This is a genomic window from Cytobacillus sp. FSL W8-0315 (assembly GCF_038002905.1).
In the GTDB taxonomy this organism is placed as follows: domain Bacteria; phylum Bacillota; class Bacilli; order Bacillales; family Cytobacillaceae; genus Cytobacillus; species Cytobacillus pseudoceanisediminis.
The window spans coordinates 3,173,350-3,191,909 of the sequence record NZ_JBBOOC010000001.1 but is presented as its reverse complement, the minus strand read 5'-3'; the positions used below and the strand labels follow the sequence as shown (position 1 = coordinate 3,191,909).

Here is an 18,560-nt window from a genome sequence, read left to right as displayed (position 1 = left end):
TAAACCAACTTGTATCCTCATGATTGTAAACTTCGTTTTTTTTAGGTTGACAAACATTTGTGTTAACCATAAAATGAAACCAGTTAACCTATTAATTTGAATTGGAGAGGTATTATGAAAGTTAAAGAGATGACTTATGTGGCTTTATTTGCAGCAGTAATGGGAGCACTTGGTCTTGTTCCTCCAATCATGCTATCTTTTACACCCGTTCCGATAACCTTGCAGACACTCGGTGTCCTTTTGGCCGGCGGTATTTTAGGCGCCAGACTTGGCGGAATCAGCATGGCAGTGTTTTTACTCCTGGTTGCTGCAGGTGCACCATTATTATCAGGAGGCCGCGGCGGCATTGGTGTATTCTTCGGGCCTAGTGCAGGGTATTTGATTTCCTATCCACTTACAGCATTTTTTATCGGGTATTTACTCTCACGCTTCAAAACGTTAAAATTAAAGAATATCCTGCTCATAAACCTGACTGTCGGCATATTCCTCATCTATCTTTTGGGAATTCCGGTACAGGCCTTTATGATGAATATTCCTTTGTCTGATGCGATTAAATTAAGCTTGGTTTATATTCCGGGAGATGTGTTAAAAGCGACGCTCGCTTCTTTCCTGGTATTCCGGCTGCTTAAGCATCCGATTATAAATAAGCAATTTTCTAAATCTCTGGAGACACTATAAGGTGTCTCCTTTTCCATAAGGAGAGGACAACCCGTTGACGAATATTACAGCAAATATTAAAAAACTCGCCGAAGAATCTCCAAATAAAGCAGCAATCATCTCGAAAAGCCAAACTTTAAGCTATAAAGAATGGAGCTCTTATCTCTGCAAAACTGCTAACTGGCTTCACTCTTTATCTGTAACCAATAAAACTGCAGCAATCCTGCTGCCAAATGGAATTCCTTTTCTGCAATTATTCACAGGTGCCTCCATGGCTGGATGGACAGCTGTACCTTTCGACTTAAAATGGAAAGCCGAAGAACTTAAGCAGCGGATTGAAATATCCAACCCTTCTATCGTGATCACAGGTAAAGAATACTATGATCAGATTGCCAGCCTGCACCCTTTCGTGCATATCTGGGAGGATGCCATGGAGGAAATCTGCGGTCAAAGCACTTCGTTTCACATCGATTCAGAAAGGAACCGCCCATTTTATATGGGATTTACTTCAGGCACGACCGGCATCCCAAAAGCATTTATCCGCTCCCATAGATCCTGGGCAGCAAGCTTCAAGGTGAACCATCACGATTTTAAGATGAATGAGAAGGATCACGTCCTGATTCCCGGGGCACTTATCCACTCTCATTTTTTGTATGGCGCGGTAAGTACGCTTTGTACGGGCGGAACGGTTCATCTCCTCGAGAAATTCAGTGCAGCCCAGGTTCTCTCATGTATCGAGGAGCAGCCCATCAGCACACTTTATACAGTTCCGACCATGGTTTCAGCTATTTTAAGAGAAAAAAGAATCATAGAGAAGCCTATAAAAATCTTTTCCTCAGGTGCGAAATGGGATGAAACTTCGAAGCTGGAAATCAGCAAAATATTCCCCCAGCTCTCCATGATCGAATTTTATGGAGCCAGTGAATTGAGCTATGTAACATTTCTTGCGGATGAGGATATAGCAGGATCAGTCGGAAAGCCCTGCCATGGTGTTGAAATCGAAATTAGAGGAACAGACGGCAGGAAACTCGCTCCTTATGAAATTGGCAAAATATTTGTCAGAAGCGAACTTATTTTCGATGGATACCTTTCAAATGAAACAATCCATTCCATACAGGATCAGGATGGATGGGCCACCGTTGATGATATGGGCTATGTTGATGATAAAGGATATTTATACATCAGCGGACGTGAAAAGAACATGATATTATATGGAGCTATTAATATCTTTCCTGAAGAAATTGAGAAAGTGATCAGTCTGCACCCGGATGTCGAGGAGGTTGCTGTGATAGGACTGGAAGATCAATATTGGGGGCAAATTGCAGCTGCAGTCATCAAAGGCAAAACAGATGCCCTTGAGTTAAAGCGCCTATGTAAAAAACATTTAGCCTCATATAAGGTTCCCCGCAGATGGATTTTCACTGAAGAAATGCCCTACACAGCCGGCGGAAAAATTGCCCGTGCCCAGCTGAAGGAATCTTTCGAAAGAAAGGTGATTAGCCATTAAGAAAGCAGTGATTGTGCAGGCAAAAAGAACACCTATTGGAAAAGTAAATGGGATGCTTAAGGACTATGAGCCCCATGAACTTGCTGCCCCGCTTCTGAATTATCTTGCTGAAGGAATGGAAGATAAAATTGATGATGTTATTTTGGGCAATGTCGTAGGACCTGGCGGGAATGTAGCCCGCTTGTCAGCATTAGAAGCAGGACTCCCTTTGTCTGTTCCGGGCTTAACCCTGGACAGGCAATGCAGTGCGGGTCTTGAAGCCATTCGATTGGCATGCTATTACATCCAGGGAGGTGCCGGGACTTGTTATATAGCGGGCGGTACCGAAAGTGCCAGCACCTCGCCCTTTTCCAAAAAGGCCCGCTTCTCCCCGGAAAAAATAGGAGACCCCGATATGGGTGCGGCAGCGGAAAATGTAGCCGAGAAATACAACATATCAAGGGAAAGTCAGGATACATATGCACAATTGAGCTATGAACGGAGCTGGGAAGCTTTCGAAAAGGGACTGCTGGCCGAAGAAATGATCCCAATTGGAAGACATCTGCATGATGAAGAGTTTTTTAGAAAAAGAAAAATGGAAACTCTTCTTAAACGTGCAAAGCCTATATTTAAAAAGGATGGCACTGTAACAGCAGCTAACAGCTGCGGAATCCATGATGGGGCAGCTGCTGTGCTGGTGATGGAGGAAGAAACAGCAATAAAAAACGGCTACAGGCCCATTCTGCGTTTTGCCGATAGTGCAGTAGCAGGTGTACATCCCAACTTTCCGGGATCTGCGCCTGTCCCAGCCATACAAGCTATCCTTGAAAGAAATTATTTAACAATTGACGATATTGATTTAATCGAAATTAATGAAGCATTTGCATCAAAAATAGCAGCATGCGCCAATGAGCTTTCCATTCCTTATGAAATACTGAATGTTAAAGGAGGTGCTCTAACAATCGGCCACCCTTATGGAGCTTCAGGAGCTGTGATGATTACAAAATTATTTTATGAAGTCCAAAGAAGACCTCCTTCCAAATATGTATTAGCTGCAATTGGAAGCGGAGGCGGCGTCGGTGCTGCCGTATTGTTTGAAGGGGTATAATAAAACTGTAAGCTTGCCTGGAGTAGTGTTATTCCAGGTTTTTTTGTATAATCACCGGAAATTCGACACATTCGCACAAAGATAGCAACTGCTAGCATATTGATATTCAACATATATCAACTGATATCATCATGATAAACGTTTATTTTCTCTATTAATGTAAAATCATGCTGTTTCCTCAGCTGCCTTGATTATTACATAGGCGCCAAGAGAGGCACCAATGAATTCCAGCCATCCTCCTGCAGCCAGAAGCAGTCTTTTTTGGATACTCTCTTCATCTTCTATAAGAATTCCTATAGCGTCGAGGATGGCCGATACGGAAATTAATGAGTAGCCCAGAGTCTCGAGATTGCTGAGTATATTATTTTCCGAGTTTGCAACTCCCGCAGCTTCCAAAGCTGACCCCATCGATTGAATGGTACTGCCCAGTGAATTAAAGCCTGCCACAGAAACTGATGGATATTGTATTTCGATATTGTTTGCGGCAGTGTTGATGGAATTGCCGCCTGCCTGGGTAAAGCTCCCGATAATTCCATATAGATTTGCTTCTTCTTCATTTCCTTCAGCTGCACTTATCCTTCCAAATCCCTGCAGGCTATTGCCAACCGCCTGGACTCCGTTACCGTCCCGGATTAATTTTTTGTTCAAATTGTTTTCATCTGGCTTCATGGTTTCACCAATCGCAGAAATAAATGTGCCCGCAACCAAAAAATAAGCTCCGATTGTTAATAGCTCATCTCCTTCTAGATACATGATTACCCCTTTCTAAAGAAGTTCTTCATTTAGCCACACAGAAGTTTTTGAGTCAGGTTCATTGTTTTCTTCTCTGCTATCAGAAGAAATCTCCTGATTTTCCTCCTGAAGCTGGCCGATTACTGATAAAACAGAGCCGACTGCCTGAATCCAGCTTCCAACGGCAATAATGTTATTTGCGCTTTCTCCCGAATCTCCCCGCTCTTTTTCCCTGAGATTTATCGTGCCTCCATATGCCTGAAGGGAGTTGCCAATTGATTGAAGCAAGTTTCCATAAATATTAAAAAGCTGTCCGGCTGCAGTGGGATCTTCAAATTCATCTCCAAGTGCTGCGGCACCGCCAAGAGCCTGAAGCCAATTCCCTGCGATTACTAATTTATCCTCATTGTCTTCCTTTAAATCCAAAGTTAATCCGGCAATGACTATACTATTTCCGATTGCCTGTATCTCATTGCCGACCTTTTCAAGTGATGGCACGCTTTGCCCATCCGCCTGAAGAGCGTTACCTGTTCCTTGGAGGCTGTTTCCCACGATATCAAGCCCCTCAAAAAGTTTTTCCATTTTTTTCGACTTTACGGGTATGGTTGAGACAGCTGAAATGATCGTTCCGATCGCAGCTAAAGTGGCTCCGACGATCTCTTTTAGTTGATTGTCCATAACATACTCCTTAGCTGACGTATGTTAAATTATATTCAATTCATAAATAAGGGGTACGGAGTTGCGGAAATGACAGGAAACAGTGCCGGGGTCCAAGTATGTAAACTGGGATTTGATATCCAAGGAAACGTCGAGCCAAAGTGCTTCGTGCCGGCTCCTCCGTGTTTTATGCTTTAGCTCCTTCATGTTCTTTTCTTTCTTTAGAGGAAAATTATTCATCTTAGAGTATTATCATTAATCCTTCCCATTGCGATGGTGCTGTAATAGTTGCCATCAGACAGCTGCTTATCCATTTTTAATATTCCTTCTATTTCAAAGCCATTTTGCTCATACAGCTTTATCGCTTTCTCGTTAGTTTCAAGAACATTTAAAGTAATCTTCTTAATATGATTAGAGTCCGCCCATTGAATAGACTGTGCTAATAGGTTTTTTCCAATAGCAAAGCCCCAGAATTCCTTGAGAACACATACACCAAATTCAACTTTATGACCGCTTCTTTTCAGTTCGCTGCCTTCACATCTGGAGAAGCCGGCAATTTTTCCATTCACTTCAGCAACCAGGAATATATTCCGGCTACTCATGGAATCTTTATTAATTAACTCTTTAAAACCTGTTTCATCTATAAATGCTTCGCCTGCTTCCCGGTCCATATTCTCCGTTTCGCCATCAATCTGCACCCTTACTTTAGAAAGTTCCTTTGCATCTTCCTCGACAGCAGATCTAATAATGTAGTTCAGATTATTAACTATGTGTTCTTTTGATTTTATTATCATAAAAGTTCCCTTTCTCACTTGATAAATAATTCTATCATGAACTTGAGTATGCTAAAATTAAACAATTCCACAAAAAAGAGCCTATTCCTCCTCCATAAAGGAATGGCTCAAACAGACATTTATTTGTTGATAACAAGCAATGATTTTTCAAATACTTCAATCTTATCGATATCAAATTCATGAAGGTTAATACAGTCCTTGTATTCAGGTTCTTCCGATTCGTCACCAACCCAGCAGGTATACAGTTCACAATAATCCCCTGATGCAAGGTGCTGATCTAAAAAAGCACATAGCAATTTGAAAATTTGCTGCCCTTCTTCATGCCCTTTTGGATAGTCTTTTTTGTAGTATTTATTAAACCAAATGCTGCCGTGTTGACTAGAGGATACCTCGTAGATATATTTTGCTGACAGATGTTTATGTACCTCTGCCCTCATATCTTCATCTGAGAAGAAATCACCTATTATGATCTCATCATCACTCTCAGGATCACTGACTGGCAGTAGAACATTACAGCCAAGATAATTAACGATGCTCATTTTCTAACTCCTATTATATGGAGTGGCTTCTATTTTTCCCGAATCAATGCTCGCCTTCAGTATAAATTTGAAAATTCACTCCGAATTTGTCGATAACGCTGCCATATGAAGGGCTGAAAAATGTTTCCTGAAGAGGCATCGTCACTTGCCCGCCCTGCTGCAGAGCTTCAAAGAATTTCTTCGATTTTTGAGAATCTGATGTAGAGAGGCAAATGGTCACCTGATTGCCTATTTGATGATTCTGGCCAGGGAATGTATCACTAAACATGATTTCATTCTCCCCAACCTTTACCGTTGCATGCATAATGCGGTTCTTTGCTTCATCAGGAAGTGGATATTCAGGGTTTTCCGGCCCTTCCTCAAATGTTTGCTTATACAGAACTTCCGCTTCTAGCGCTTCTCTGTAAAATTCAATCGCTTCATTCGCATTTCCGTCCATCACTAAATAAGGAATTACTTTAACTGTCATTCTAATCAGCTCCCCTAATTTTTTCATTTTTCTTAACATTTATTACAAATTTAATTTTACTACAAAGAACATACGTTCGCAACTATTATTTAAAAAAATAAATATAATCGGTCTATTTTTATCACTAAGCCTATATTTTATAGGAAAGGTGCAATAACTTGTACCACATTCCATAGAAAAAAGGTGTGATGAGAATGTTTACGGTGTATTATCTTGATGGGAGAAATGTTTTATTAAATCAGCTTCGCAAAAGTGTCCCAAATCAAGGCGAAGAGGTTAAAATCAAAGGACGCAAAGGCAAAGTGACCAGCGTAACGGCAGTCGCGGAAAGTAAAATCCATGTGCAAGTAGAGCTCGAAAGTGTAAATAAAGCAAAGCTTGCAGCAGAAGATGATAAAAAGAAAAAGAAAAAACGATGAGAAAAACCCGCACCAGCTGCGGGTTTTTCTCATTAGTGCAATGTTCCTCTGATTTCCTGCATTTTTTTCCGAACTAGTGGATATAAATTATTCTTAGCGCTTGCAGTAGAATTACCGCCAAAAAATTCAGTGCCGGGACACGTTTTCACTGCATGTCCATGACTGCTATCCAGCACCCGTTCTCCGGAGTTAATATCCCACCAATGATGATAGGTGATGCTGTCAATGGATGGCGCAAGGCCATATTTCAGCATCAGGAGAGCTGTGACTGTCACGATCGTTTCTTTTTGTTCAGCAGTCATATGATTATCATCAAAATTCCCGAGATTTTCAATCGCTATCGCATCCGCTTCGATCTTGTGCATAGCTTCTTTATTCTGCAGTCCGAATGATCCTTCCGGCGCTATATCGAACGGCCTTCCCACAGCCACCTTTCCATACGGGAAAGTGGTCAGCTGCTGGCTGATCATACTCCACTTCATCCCGGTTACATGATACTCTTCCATACCCTTCATTAAAGCAAAATGATTTGAGCCATTGAACTGTTTGTAAGATGGCTGATAGGTATGATGCTGCTGAACTTTGGCCACTTTTCTCGTAAATTTCTGATTGAATATCCAATCCCGGAATTCCTCTCTCGTCATGAGGACGAACTTTCCATCCATGGCTAATTTCTTAGGAACAATTTTTAATTTTTGCCCTGCATTCAAGCCGTCGGCAGATAGCCCATTAGCTTCTTTAATAATCGGCACGGCGGAATCGAATTTTCCCGCCAGCTTCCAGAGTGTATCCCCGCGTGCCACTTTGTACATGATTGGAACACGGAGCTTTTGTCCTATTAAAAGTCTGTCTGACTGCAAGCCGTTATATTGCTTTAAGTCCCCTGCTGTTGATCCATATTTTTTTGCAATCATTGTCAGGGTATCCCCCTGCTTTACCTCATAAATATTGCGGGGATTGTTTTCGGCGTGTACAGATGTCCAATTAAATTGCCAGATTAATGAAAGACTGATGAATAGAAAAATGCATTTTTTCATTCTCGGTGTCCTTTCCATTGGTTTTTATTATTTTTATATAACTAAAGGAATTTATCCTTACTTTTTGGCATGACTAAGAATTCTGCAGGGTATTTTCGATAGCAGGGAAAATTTAAAAAAAGAATGTAAGGTGTGGATTGCATGAAAAATCAATACTTCTCAGAGGTTTGTGTGCCGATTCAGATTCCATATGGATTCAGGCAAGCAGAAAAAGAGCACTTAGATTTTACTTTCGACCGTGAAGACCGCTTTACTGATTTCCAGATTGAAAAAGATGGACAGGATTATGATGACAATGGGCAGTGGTATTTTTTCACTTCATTAGTTTGTGATTCACTCGATGAGCTTAAGCTTTCAAGACAAATATTCAGGCCGCCCTATTTGAGAAATGAGGAATTTCCGCTAGTGGATACATGGAGAATGTAAATATCAAGCCTCTATATGAAGGACATGATAAAGCATATGCCCACGCTTTGGGTATATCAGAAAACCTGTCTTCTGTTCCCGCATTTCGGCAGGCCAGACTGGCCAATTATGATGGCTCGGATGATCCCACGATTATTAAAAAAATCCATTATATTCAAAATGAATATAACGGTAAGAGTACAAGGTTTATTTCAGGCTTTGAAACCCGTCTTTCGCGACCATCACGGAAAATGATTAATACGCAAGGGAAATTCACCTCCCCCATAATGCAAGAACTTATTTAAAACTGTTTGTTTACTTTTCGAGATATGGCACTCTTCCTTCACAGCAGATAATGCCGCGATTCCTGGCGAAATTGTGGGCGTCTGCACAGAGTTTGAATACTGCAGCCAATCCTGCCCTCTATAAAGAAGAATATATTGAACCATAAAAGGGCAGCTGCACTAAAATGGCAGCCTCCCTTAATTAGCCGGATGTACCCATTTCTTTTATTGAGACGTTAATGCTGAAATCAACCGGTATTTCGCTAAAGGTTTCATCCCAATTATTTTTAACCTTATTCCATACCTGAGGATAGCTGATTTGAAGGCTACTTCCAAATCCCAGCACATCCATTTTATACTCCCCCTGCGTTTTCTCCAGTACACTTTTCACCAAACGCTCAATTTCTTTTTCTGTAGCTTTTTCCGCCCTTTTCATGTATTTGCTGTCAAATGCTTTTCCACCGATATCCCAATGCTCCCCTATACGCCCTTCAGTTTCAATTTTAACCGTGAAAGAAATCGAATCTCCTTTTACAGAAGGTTTTATTTTACTTTTCATCGACAAACTCTCATATACAATTGGCTGACTTGCTTCTTCATCAGAGCTCCTTACTAGCCCGCCTTTCCCTTCTCCTTTTATCCAGGTTACTCCTTCAGTTTCCGTATCATTTAAGAATGCGCGGAGGGTTTTCGTATTACCGTCAATCATTGCAGCACCTGTAAGTTTTCTATCGTTATTATCAGTCGCAACTGTCTGTATTAAAAAGCTATTTCCTGAATTCAGCTGCCCTTCTATTTTAGCGATTGGCGTGGGAGTCAGGATTTTCGTAGTCCGTTCCATACCTTGTATCATTTCGACAAGCTGGATTGCAGGAATTACAGTTGGTTCGGCAGATTCCAGAGTTTTACTTGCACTGCCTTTGGCAATAACAATTAGCGTGCTTGGTCGCATCTCCTGTTCTCTGCGAAAAAAATCCAAAACCTGTTTAAGATTGTAGCCGCGGGCAAGTTCCTCCCCTATAACGACTACTTTGGCATGTTCACCAAAAGCACGCTTGTCAATCCGCAGAATCATATTTCTCAGCGCAGGGAGAACCGCATCTCCTGTTTCCGTAATATTTTTATAAGCTCTTACCTGTGATTGCCCGCCATTGGTTGCATTATTGGCTGTCTCTGCCGTAATAAGCTGATTCGTTAGTCTGAAGATATTCCCGTTGGCAATTCCGCTTTCCCAATCATCTGCTTCCCCTTCTGTTTCCAAATCAATTGCCGTTCCTATTATCAGTCCAAGTTCCTCGATTTCTTTGCTGCTCCAGCAGCCGGATAAAGATATAACCGCCAGTATAATAATTAGGACATTCTGAGTCAGTTTCATGCTTTAGCACCCTTTATTTTTGAAATGATTAGCAATGCCAGGGGCAGAACACCAAATAAGAATAATGCTGAAAATCCGATCATGTCCCCCATTGCAAACACTTCATTCATATTTGCAGGAATCATGCCTATCAGATAGATAACAGGCAGCAAGCCAAACTGAAATGGGCCGATCTTCTTTTTAAAAATTTGAGAAAGGCCCAGCGAAGCCGCATAAAAGGTGATGGTAAAGGTAGTAAAGATTTGCATAATCCAAATTGTCAGCAATAAAGACTCGAATCTTTCAAAAATGAGCCCTTGAATTTCAAAGCTCCTGATCAAATCAATTGTGGGCCAGGTTTTCGTTAAAACGCCATCCACAGACAGCCCTCCTATAACCATCACCACCGTGATCAAATAAAAGCACATCGAAGTTCCTGTGCCAATCAAAACTACTTTCACTGCCTGGGCAGGCTTATCCATAACAGCCACAATAATAAGCATAATCTCTATTCCTAAAAAAGCGACAACGGTTGTACTCACCCCTTTTATTATAGGAGTAATTCCCGAGCCCAGTACCGGACGGAGATTATCAAGTTCAAAGATTCCAATACTCATGCTTATGACAATCAGAAAGATGATTACGGTAATTGGAAGAATCAATTCAAATAAACGGGCAATTGGATCAATACCGCCGCCGATCAGATAAAGGCCTATCCACATAAAAGGCATAATGATCGCCCAAATAGGGGTGCCTTCAAGCAAAAATAGACTTGTTACTTCTGAAAGTACCCTTATTTCATAGGCAGCAAGGCTAAAGAAATAAATAATAATAATCAAACCGATGAAACTGCCTGCCCATTTGCCTGCAATTTCCTGACTGTATTTATAAATAGTCCTGCCGGGATACCTTTGGCTAAGCTTTACGATTATTACCCCTGCCCCCATTGCAAATAGACCACCAAGAATTACTGTTATCCAAACATCAGGCGACTCCAATTTTTCTGCAGAGGATCGCGGTAAAGTAAGTATGCCTGCAGCTAGAATATAATTAACCAGGATGACAGCTGCTTGAGGACTTGAAAGCTTTTCCTTTGAACCAATTTTCAAGCGGATAACCTCCTGTGAAATAGTCTATCCTTTCCGGGTGGGATCTTTCGGGTGCATCATACTTGGTCTTTGTTTCAAGACCTTTAAAGGGAACCGTACTATAAAGTCTTTCCAGTCACTCAGACGGTATGGGACTGCCAGGCTAATATAGGGTACGCCAAAGCTTTTAAGCTTGACTAAATGACTGCTGAGAAAAAGGAAAAATAAAATAACTCCATATAATCCAAAAACAGCAGCAAAAAACATGCAGGCAAAACGAAGATAACGCAGAGAAATCCCCAAGCTATATTCAGGAATAGCAAAAGATGAAATGGCTGTAACCGCAACAACTATGACCATAATTGGACTGACTATTCCAGCTGAAACTGCTGCCTCACCAATAATTAAAGCTCCGACAATCCCGATTGCCGGTCCAATTGGCTTAGGCAGCCTCAAACCCGCCTCACGGAGTATTTCAATTGCCACTTCCATAATCAGAGCTTCTATTATAGAAGGAAAAGGTACCCCGTCCCTGGTGCCAATAATGGACATCGCTAATTTCGTCGGGATCAAGCCCTGATGGAACGAAACAAATGAGATGTAGAGCGCTGGACCAAAAAGTGAAATAAAGATTGCAAGAAAACGCAATAATCGAATAAGCGAACCTGAATACCAACGTTCATAATAATCCTCAGATGCTTGCACCATCATGCTGAATGTTACTGGAACAAGGAGTGCAAAAGGAGTGCCATCCAGGAGAATGGCCACCCGCCCTTCCATTAAAGCAGCATTTACTCTATCTGGACGCTCAGTATTCTGCGCTTGTGGAAAAGGACTCATATAATTATCCTCGATAAGCTGTTCAACATATCCAGATTCCATCACATTATCGATGTCAATTTTCTGAATTCTGGACATAACATCCTCAACTATTGCAGGATTAGCAATATCTTCAATATAAGCTACAATAAGGTCTTTTTTAGAGCGCTTTCCGACTATAAACTTAGAAAATATCAGTTTTTCTGTTCCGCCGTTTCTCCTTAAGAGAGCTGTATTATCGCTGATATTTTCTGTGAAGCCCTCACGTGGTCCTCTGACAGCCTGCTCGGAAACAGGCTCTTCAATATTCCTTGTTTTCCCATTTGCAATACCCAATATAAGCATTTCAGAGGCTCCGTCGAGGAGCAGTACAGCTGATCCCTTTAAAATTTTCGGCACCGTATCTTTTATCATGGAGGCAGTATAGATTTCACCAAGGGACAGAATATGATTTTTTATAAAATCGACTGTAAATTTGTATTCTGCCTCGTGTCTTCCATAACCCTTTGCACCTGTAAAATCCTGCATTAACGACTTCATGATATGTTTATCAATCAGTTCTTTATCCGAAAGGCCCTCAACATAGATTAGTACTGCCCGTATACTCGTTAGCCCAATATTAAACTCCCTAAAATGAACGTCCGAATTATGTCCGATTTCCTTTTTAAATAGTTGAATATCCCTTTGAATTTCACCGGTTAGTTCATAAGGGCCTTCATCCTCATTCCGATTTACATGTTTCATGGTATTGGTTTTTAAAGGTTTTTTGTTTATTTGGGACATTTTCATTTTTCAGGAACCCTCCTTTGAGGGTCCGATTTTGTGAAAAAACCTAAAAATCCCTAACGGTATAATGATCACTGCAAAACTCTGCAAGAAAATTTCCAAATCAGGCAGATGGGAAACGATGGCTTTCCACATTTTATTCACCCTTTAAATAAGCTAAAATCATGTTTCTGCTGTGATTAGGCTTCCACTTCTTACATACAAACATCCATTCAAATACCATATTTAAAGAAATTTTTATAGAGTTCCCGATGCAGTCTTTTATTTTTTTCAGGTAAGCGTATCAATTCCGCCACAAAGAGTCATTTTCCGACCTTTCAGCGCAAGAAAAGTCTAATCCTGCGCTTTCCCGAGAAATACAAAAAGCGGAAGCGCCTTTCGCACTCCCAAAAAGCAAGGATTTGCTTGTTACCTTGAGGGGGCAGGCTGCTTCCGCTAGACCGTTATTGACGTTTAAGACTTTAACAAATTTTAAATAAAAAAAAGCGGGGAATAATTTCCCCGCTCATTTGCCGTCTGTAATTTCTTTAAATATTTCATATGAACGTTTTTGTTTTTCTTCATCATAGATATAAGAAACCGCCATGATTTCGTCGACATTGTACATATCCTGGAACTGCTCCAGCTGCCCCCTGACTGTTTCTTTGCTCCCCATAAAGGTCACGCTTGACATTCCCTCTGCCGCTTCCCTCTCCATTGGGTTCCAGATCGAATCCAGATCCTTGACTGGCGGGCTCAATTTCATGGAAGTCCCTCTGACAACATTCAAGAAGAACTGCTTCATTGTGGTTGATAAGAATTCGGCTTCCTCATCGGTTTCCGCTGCAATGACATTTAAGCATACCATCATATATGGTTTTTCGAGGTACTTCGAAGGCTTAAAGTTGGCACGGTAGATCCGGATGGCATCCTCCATCCATCTTGGAGCAAAGTGTGAGGCAAATACATAAGGAAGCCCCAGCTCAGCAGCCAAATAGGCAGAATCTGTCGAAGAGCCAAGAATATAAATCGGAATATTAGTTTCCACTCCCGGATGTGCTTTTACATAGCTTTGCTCCTCTAATGGACCAAAGTATGCCAGCAGCTGCTTAACATCGTCCGGGAATGTATAAACAGAATCATTTTTCGAGCGGCGAAGCGCATTAGCCGTCATCATATCCGTTCCAGGCGCCCTTCCGAGACCAAGGTCGACACGATCCGGATAAATGGTCGCCATCGTTCCGAATTGCTCAGCAACAACTAATGGTGCATGGTTCGGCAGCATAATTCCGCCAGAGCCAACGCGAATGGTTTTTGTATGTTCCAATACATGTTTTATTAAAATTGCAGTGGCAGAACTGACCAGTGTTGGCGTATTATGATGCTCCGCTATCCAATAGCGTTTGTAGCCCATCTCCTCTGTTGCCTGAGCCAGATCGGCAAGATCCTCGATCGCCTGCCTGCTGTCCTTCCCTTCTCGTATCGGGGCAAGGTTCAAAACAGAAACAGGTATTTGTATATTAGTCATTTTATAATCTCCTTCATGAAGAATTGATTTTATTTTAACAACCGAAATAAATTTAGCAAAATATAATGCTTAGTGTGAGCAAAATTATAGAGGAGAATTTATTAAGTTTTGAAATTATAGAGGTTAAGAGCGATTTTCTTTCGATTTTTGTAAGAAAGCCTTATTTTATAAGCGAAATCGTTTTGATGTCCAATCTCAGCTTTTACCCCAACAGAAGGAAGAAAAAACCAGCCTCCTTCTAAAGGGACTGGTTCTCAACTCACTTTTAGCGGTTCTTCGTTTTCAGCACAACCACTGTTCTTTGCTGGTTTCTGTTTATTCAAAGCCAGCAGCAGAATCATGCCAAAGATACAGGCAGTACCCGCCCATTGGAACATGCCGAATGGTTCATTCAGCCACATAACGGTAGTAAATACTGCCGCGAGGGGCTCCAGGCTGCTTAGAAGACTGGTTTCCGTTGGAGAAAGGGTTTGGAGACTTTCAATATAAAACCAGAATGCGAGCATCGTTCCAAATATAATGACAAAAAACAAGTACAGTCCAGCTTCAGCCGTTAACCTGCCGAAATCCATTTGCCATGGAGGATGGATTAAACTCAATGCAGATCCGCCAATGACCATCGCCCATCCAACCACGACAAGGGAATCATATTCCTTCAGCAGCGGGATGGCATACAAAGTATAAAACGCGAGTGCCACACCAGATAGAACACCCCACACAATAGCAGGTGCCGGTACTGACAGCTGAGAAACGGAACTGTTAGTCAATAGAAAGAAGCATCCTGCCAGGGCAAGGGAAACCGTTACAAAATCCTGTCTCGAAAATACCGATTGTTTCCGCAGAACCAGGTAAATAATAATCATAGCCGGTGCCAGATATTGAAGCAATGTGGCAACAGCCGCATTGCCATGATGAATAGAAGCCATATAGGTATACTGCACAGCCAGCATTCCTGCGAGGCCAAAAATTAAGAGCATGATGGCCGCCCTTTTATTCTTCCAGACTCCAAATACCTGTGAGCGGTCTTTCATTAAAAATTGTACGGCTAACAGAAGAATGCCCGCTGTCAGAAGCCGGGCAGTTACTAGCCAATCAACAGAGATTCCAAATTCCTGAAAAAGCTTTTGAGCAACTGTTCCGCCAACACCCCAAAATGAAGCTCCAAAAATAACAAGCAATAAACCCGTGCTCCTTGAACGTCCATTCATGTTAAATTCCACCCTTAAATATAATAATAGTGTTATAATAATCCAAATCCTGTGATAAATATAGCTAAATATAATAAAATAATATAACGATATTGAGGTGTCTTTTTTGCAGATTAAAGATTTTAAAGTGGATAAAAGCCTGAAAGAGCTGACAAGCCACAGGACGGTGGTGTTGCCGGTAGCCTGCTACGAAACGAAGATTGGAGATAATATCCAAGGCAAAATCCCTTTACACTGGCATGAGGAGATTCAATTTATCCTTACTGTAAAAGGTGAAGCTATGGTCCAAATCAATGAAGAAAAATTGGCGGTAAAAGAAGGAGAAGGCATTTTCATCAATAGCGGGTGTCTTCATTCGGCAGAGGATGTTAGTGGAGATTGCGTCTATATTTGTTTAAATGTCTCCCCTCATTTCCTGCTTCCGCAGGAATTATTCAGCAGCTATATTTATCCATACATATCAGCAACAAATCTTCCTTACATATCCCTGAACCCCAGAGAGGAATGGGGGAAAAACATATTAGACAGCATCATGGAAATTAAGAAATTGATTAATGAGATTTCTCCATTTTATGAGATTAACATAACCAGTCTGCTGACATTTATCTGGCAGCAGTTAATCAGGAACGGATTCCAATTGGAAATCAGCCAGGCTGAAGTTGAAAAGCATATGCGGATGAAGGAAATGCTGAATTGGATCCATCAGCATTTCGCAGAAAAAATCACTCTTGGGGATATTGCCAAAGCCGGCAGACTGAGCAATTCAGAATGCTGCAGATACTTTAAAAAAATCTTAAAGACGACACCCATTAACTATTTGATTCATTATCGCATACAAAAAAGTCTCCCCCTGCTTCAAGAGAGAGACTCGAATGTAACAGAAGTTGCCTTTAAAGTAGGATTCAACAGCAGCAGTTACTTTATTGAAAAATTCCGCAAGTCTATGAATATGACTCCTTTAGCGTATAAAAAGAATCGAAATTAATTGCAGCACATCAGGAAATGGCCATTGATTGTCCGAACTGTTCCTGCTCATGGGCTGAAATGTATGTGTTTATTTCTATGGTCCGGTCTTTATTCAGAAAATACTCTTTCAGGTTTCCCTGAAAAACAACCTGGAAATCTTCCATTTCCATAAACTCATGCGGTATAACCAGCGAGGGTGGTTTAGTAAAATGAACAATCTCACACCTCTGTAAGACAGTTGCTACAAATTGGGAGCAGAAAAAAGCATTATTTCTTGAGAGCTGTTTATTAAACATGATTGCAAAAAGCCCAAGCAGGTTATAGCTGTAATCGTCTTTCTCAGATTCTATCTTATTTATGAATGCTTTAAGCTTGTTCTGCTGTGCATCTGTAACAGAGCAGCTAATGACTGCACATCTTGAATCACTAAAAAATTCTCCTCGTATATTTTCTTTAACAAAACCGCCTATGAATGGATTTTTCGCTGTTTTTCTGCCAAAGCTGTAAACTTCTTTTAATTCAGGATCGAGTGAGATAGAAGCATGATTATACGGCTTTTTTGTGTAAAGCTTAATAAGCCGGGTAAATAACGTTCCGGTATCCGTAAGGAGTATATAGATTTTTTGATTAGACATAACGTATCTCCTTATCAAAAATATGATTATATTTTTATAATAAGGAAACATGGTCCTTAGATTAAGAAGCCTGCGCTGTATATGCTTATAGGACTTGAGACTTAAGGTTATTAATTTTCATACATAGCTCTTTTAGATAAAAATAAATATAGATGTAGGAAAATGAAGTGAATTCCTAGAACTTTATCCAATGAGCATGAATATGGAGGGTGAGTGTATTGGAACAGACTATTTTTGACCATATGGAAACAGTGCGGGGCATTACTGAAAAATCGTTCAAGCGGATTCCTGAAGAAATGGCAGATATCATTCCAGAAGGGTTTAACAATAGTATCCGCTGGAACTTTGGGCATATTGCATTTGTGCAGGAAAAGCTTGTCTTTGGGATATCAGGTGAAGAAATGAAGGTCCCGATGAACTATGAACGGTTATTTGGCGCTGGAACTAAGCCTGCCGATTGGACCGAACCACCGCCTTCTTTCGACGAAATTGCATCTGTCTTAAATGAACAAAAACAAAGAATAAAGACGTTACTTCGTGGGCGTATGGAGCAAAAACTGCCAAGTCCCTTTACAAACCGCGGCGGCATTACTTTCTACACAACCGGAGAAGCTTTTTTATTCGGCTTTTATCATGAAGCGATGCACATGGAAACGATTAAACAGATTTATCGTTCTATTACAAGGTAGATTCATATATATGGGACTGCCGTTATAGCAATAATCCAGCAAACTGATTGGACTTGTTTGCTGGATTTCTATATTTTCGGCACGAAGGCGCATTAACTTCGCACTCTTTCTCTCCCGCTTCTTCTGTCCGAAGTCGCACCAACTTCAGACTCTTTCTCTCCCTTTTTCGCTTCTTCTGTCCGAAGACGCACCAACTTCGGACTCTTTCTCTCCCTTTTTCGCTTCTTCTGTCCAAAGACGCACCAACTTCGGACTCTTTCTCTCCCTTTTTCGCTTCCTCTGTCCGAACTCGCACCAACTTCGGACTCTTTCTCTCCCTTTTTCGCTTCTTCTGTCCGAAGTCGCACCAACTTCGGACTTCTTCTCTCCCTTTTTCGCTTATCCTGTCCGAAGACGCACAAACTTCGGACTCCTTCTCTCCCTTTTTCGCTTATCCTGTCCGAACTCGCACCAACTTCGGACTCTTTCTCTCCCTTTTTCGCTTCTTCTGTCCGATGCCGCATCAACTTTCCCCCTCAACGGTTCAATGATTACATTGATTGAATTGAAAAATCTTTCGGTGCTGCCATTAAAAAAAGGCATGCCCAAAAGGACATACCTCCATCTCATTCCGGCATATTCAATCTCGGAAAAAAGTTATAAACCATAAAAACACCAAATAAACCAAAAAATAATGCTCCTAAAATGGACCCCTCTACCAGGGCTGCAATTCCGAATGCGATGGCAATCAAACCAATCCATGCTGCAAATGAAGAAATAGTGTAATGATAAATTCCGCCGATAAATGTCAGCGTCCTGCCCAGGAACTGTCCTTCACTGCCTGCTCTCTTCACTTCGACAAGCGTTAGAATAAAACTCCAAAGCAGCAGCAAAGGGATTCCCCACAAGAATATAAACCCGAATACTTCCATGCTTATCCTC

General features: G+C 41.2%; 22 protein-coding genes. 8 read left to right on the top strand and 14 right to left on the bottom strand.

Annotated elements, in window-relative coordinates; translation table 11 throughout:
* The first annotated feature begins 114 nt into the window (after positions 1-114).
* Genes MKY20_RS16315 through MKY20_RS16305 form a run of 3 tightly spaced genes read left to right on the top strand, consistent with a single transcriptional unit; the run spans position 115 to position 3,251 of the window.
* Complete coding sequence (locus tag MKY20_RS16315; protein WP_019381312.1) at positions 115-678, top strand: biotin transporter BioY; 564 nt, start codon at positions 115-117, stop codon at positions 676-678.
* Between the two features lie 34 nt (positions 679-712).
* Positions 713-2,164, top strand: coding sequence for an AMP-binding protein (locus MKY20_RS16310; RefSeq protein WP_019381311.1), 1,452 nt, complete (start codon positions 713-715; stop codon positions 2,162-2,164).
* Positions 2,160-3,251: an acetyl-CoA C-acyltransferase gene (locus tag MKY20_RS16305; protein ID WP_341003376.1), complete on the top strand. Its 1,092-nt coding sequence runs from the start codon at positions 2,160-2,162 to the stop codon at positions 3,249-3,251. Before MKY20_RS16310 ends, MKY20_RS16305 begins: the two co-directional genes overlap by 5 nt.
* Before the next feature lie 165 nt (positions 3,252-3,416).
* Here MKY20_RS16305 and MKY20_RS16300 read toward each other — a convergent pair whose 3' ends face one another.
* The 5 genes from MKY20_RS16300 to MKY20_RS16280 form a co-directional block, all read right to left on the bottom strand.
* Positions 3,417-4,004, bottom strand: coding sequence for a DUF6944 family repetitive protein (locus MKY20_RS16300; RefSeq protein WP_251156983.1), 588 nt, complete (start codon positions 4,002-4,004; stop codon positions 3,417-3,419).
* 12 nt (positions 4,005-4,016) lie between these two features.
* Positions 4,017-4,661, bottom strand: coding sequence for a DUF6944 family repetitive protein (locus MKY20_RS16295; protein WP_251156984.1), 645 nt, complete (start codon positions 4,659-4,661; stop codon positions 4,017-4,019).
* A 215-nt stretch (positions 4,662-4,876) separates the two neighbouring features.
* Entirely contained in the window at positions 4,877-5,434 is a 558-nt protein-coding gene (locus tag MKY20_RS16290) for a GNAT family N-acetyltransferase (protein ID WP_019381308.1), read from the bottom strand.
* Positions 5,435-5,553: 119 nt separating this feature from the next.
* Entirely contained in the window at positions 5,554-5,973 is a 420-nt protein-coding gene (locus MKY20_RS16285) for a hypothetical protein (RefSeq protein WP_009334270.1), read from the bottom strand.
* Between the two features lie 43 nt (positions 5,974-6,016).
* Positions 6,017-6,442, bottom strand: coding sequence for a VOC family protein (locus MKY20_RS16280; RefSeq protein WP_019381306.1), 426 nt, complete (start codon positions 6,440-6,442; stop codon positions 6,017-6,019).
* 194 nt (positions 6,443-6,636) lie between these two features.
* Between MKY20_RS16280 and MKY20_RS16275 the strand changes: the two genes are divergently transcribed.
* Positions 6,637-6,861, top strand: coding sequence for a hypothetical protein (locus MKY20_RS16275; protein ID WP_009334268.1), 225 nt, complete (start codon positions 6,637-6,639; stop codon positions 6,859-6,861).
* A 32-nt stretch (positions 6,862-6,893) separates the two neighbouring features.
* Here the strand turns inward: MKY20_RS16275 and MKY20_RS16270 are convergent, their stop codons facing one another.
* Positions 6,894-7,775 (bottom strand): LysM peptidoglycan-binding domain-containing protein, encoded by an 882-nt coding sequence (locus MKY20_RS16270; RefSeq protein ID WP_445293102.1) that lies wholly within the window; start codon positions 7,773-7,775, stop codon positions 6,894-6,896.
* Positions 7,776-8,039: 264 nt separating this feature from the next.
* Between MKY20_RS16270 and MKY20_RS16265 the strand changes: the two genes are divergently transcribed.
* Complete coding sequence (locus MKY20_RS16265) at positions 8,040-8,324, top strand: hypothetical protein (RefSeq protein WP_019381304.1); 285 nt, start codon at positions 8,040-8,042, stop codon at positions 8,322-8,324.
* Positions 8,312-8,608, top strand: coding sequence for a hypothetical protein (locus tag MKY20_RS16260; RefSeq protein WP_019381303.1), 297 nt, complete (start codon positions 8,312-8,314; stop codon positions 8,606-8,608). The genes MKY20_RS16265 and MKY20_RS16260 overlap by 13 nt, the downstream gene beginning before the upstream one ends.
* Before the next feature lie 181 nt (positions 8,609-8,789).
* Here the strand turns inward: MKY20_RS16260 and MKY20_RS16255 are convergent, their stop codons facing one another.
* The 5 genes from MKY20_RS16255 to MKY20_RS16235 all read right to left on the bottom strand — a co-directional run bounded on the left by MKY20_RS16255 (position 8,790) and on the right by MKY20_RS16235 (position 15,349).
* Positions 8,790-9,962: a Ger(x)C family spore germination protein gene (locus MKY20_RS16255; protein WP_019381302.1), complete on the bottom strand. Its 1,173-nt coding sequence runs from the start codon at positions 9,960-9,962 to the stop codon at positions 8,790-8,792.
* On the bottom strand, positions 9,959-11,050 hold the full coding sequence (locus MKY20_RS16250; protein ID WP_019381301.1) for a spore germination protein: 1,092 nt from the start codon (positions 11,048-11,050) through the stop codon (positions 9,959-9,961). The genes MKY20_RS16255 and MKY20_RS16250 overlap by 4 nt, the downstream gene beginning before the upstream one ends.
* A 24-nt stretch (positions 11,051-11,074) precedes the next feature.
* Entirely contained in the window at positions 11,075-12,637 is a 1,563-nt protein-coding gene (locus MKY20_RS16245) for a spore germination protein (RefSeq protein WP_009334262.1), read from the bottom strand.
* 502 nt (positions 12,638-13,139) lie between these two features.
* Complete coding sequence (locus tag MKY20_RS16240) at positions 13,140-14,141, bottom strand: LLM class flavin-dependent oxidoreductase (protein WP_341001998.1); 1,002 nt, start codon at positions 14,139-14,141, stop codon at positions 13,140-13,142.
* Between the two features lie 254 nt (positions 14,142-14,395).
* Positions 14,396-15,349, bottom strand: coding sequence for an EamA family transporter (locus tag MKY20_RS16235; protein WP_009334260.1), 954 nt, complete (start codon positions 15,347-15,349; stop codon positions 14,396-14,398).
* 106 nt (positions 15,350-15,455) lie between these two features.
* On the opposite strand from MKY20_RS16235, the gene MKY20_RS16230 reads away from it, so the two are divergent.
* Positions 15,456-16,334 carry an AraC family transcriptional regulator gene (locus MKY20_RS16230; RefSeq protein WP_341001995.1) on the top strand — a complete coding sequence of 293 codons (879 nt, stop codon included), beginning with the start codon at positions 15,456-15,458 and terminating at the stop codon, positions 16,332-16,334.
* 10 nt (positions 16,335-16,344) lie between these two features.
* Here the strand turns inward: MKY20_RS16230 and MKY20_RS16225 are convergent, their stop codons facing one another.
* Positions 16,345-16,950 carry a hypothetical protein gene (locus tag MKY20_RS16225; protein WP_251265002.1) on the bottom strand — a complete coding sequence of 202 codons (606 nt, stop codon included), beginning with the start codon at positions 16,948-16,950 and terminating at the stop codon, positions 16,345-16,347.
* Positions 16,951-17,168: 218 nt separating this feature from the next.
* On the opposite strand from MKY20_RS16225, the gene MKY20_RS16220 reads away from it, so the two are divergent.
* Positions 17,169-17,639 carry a DinB family protein gene (locus MKY20_RS16220; protein ID WP_009334257.1) on the top strand — a complete coding sequence of 157 codons (471 nt, stop codon included), beginning with the start codon at positions 17,169-17,171 and terminating at the stop codon, positions 17,637-17,639.
* A 92-nt stretch (positions 17,640-17,731) separates the two neighbouring features.
* Here MKY20_RS16220 and MKY20_RS16215 read toward each other — a convergent pair whose 3' ends face one another.
* Together MKY20_RS16215 and MKY20_RS16210 are read right to left on the bottom strand one after the other, a co-directional pair.
* Positions 17,732-18,142: a hypothetical protein gene (locus MKY20_RS16215; protein ID WP_251265003.1), complete on the bottom strand. Its 411-nt coding sequence runs from the start codon at positions 18,140-18,142 to the stop codon at positions 17,732-17,734.
* 102 nt (positions 18,143-18,244) lie between these two features.
* Entirely contained in the window at positions 18,245-18,550 is a 306-nt protein-coding gene (locus tag MKY20_RS16210) for a hypothetical protein (protein WP_009334256.1), read from the bottom strand.
* Positions 18,551-18,560: the final 10 nt, after the last annotated feature.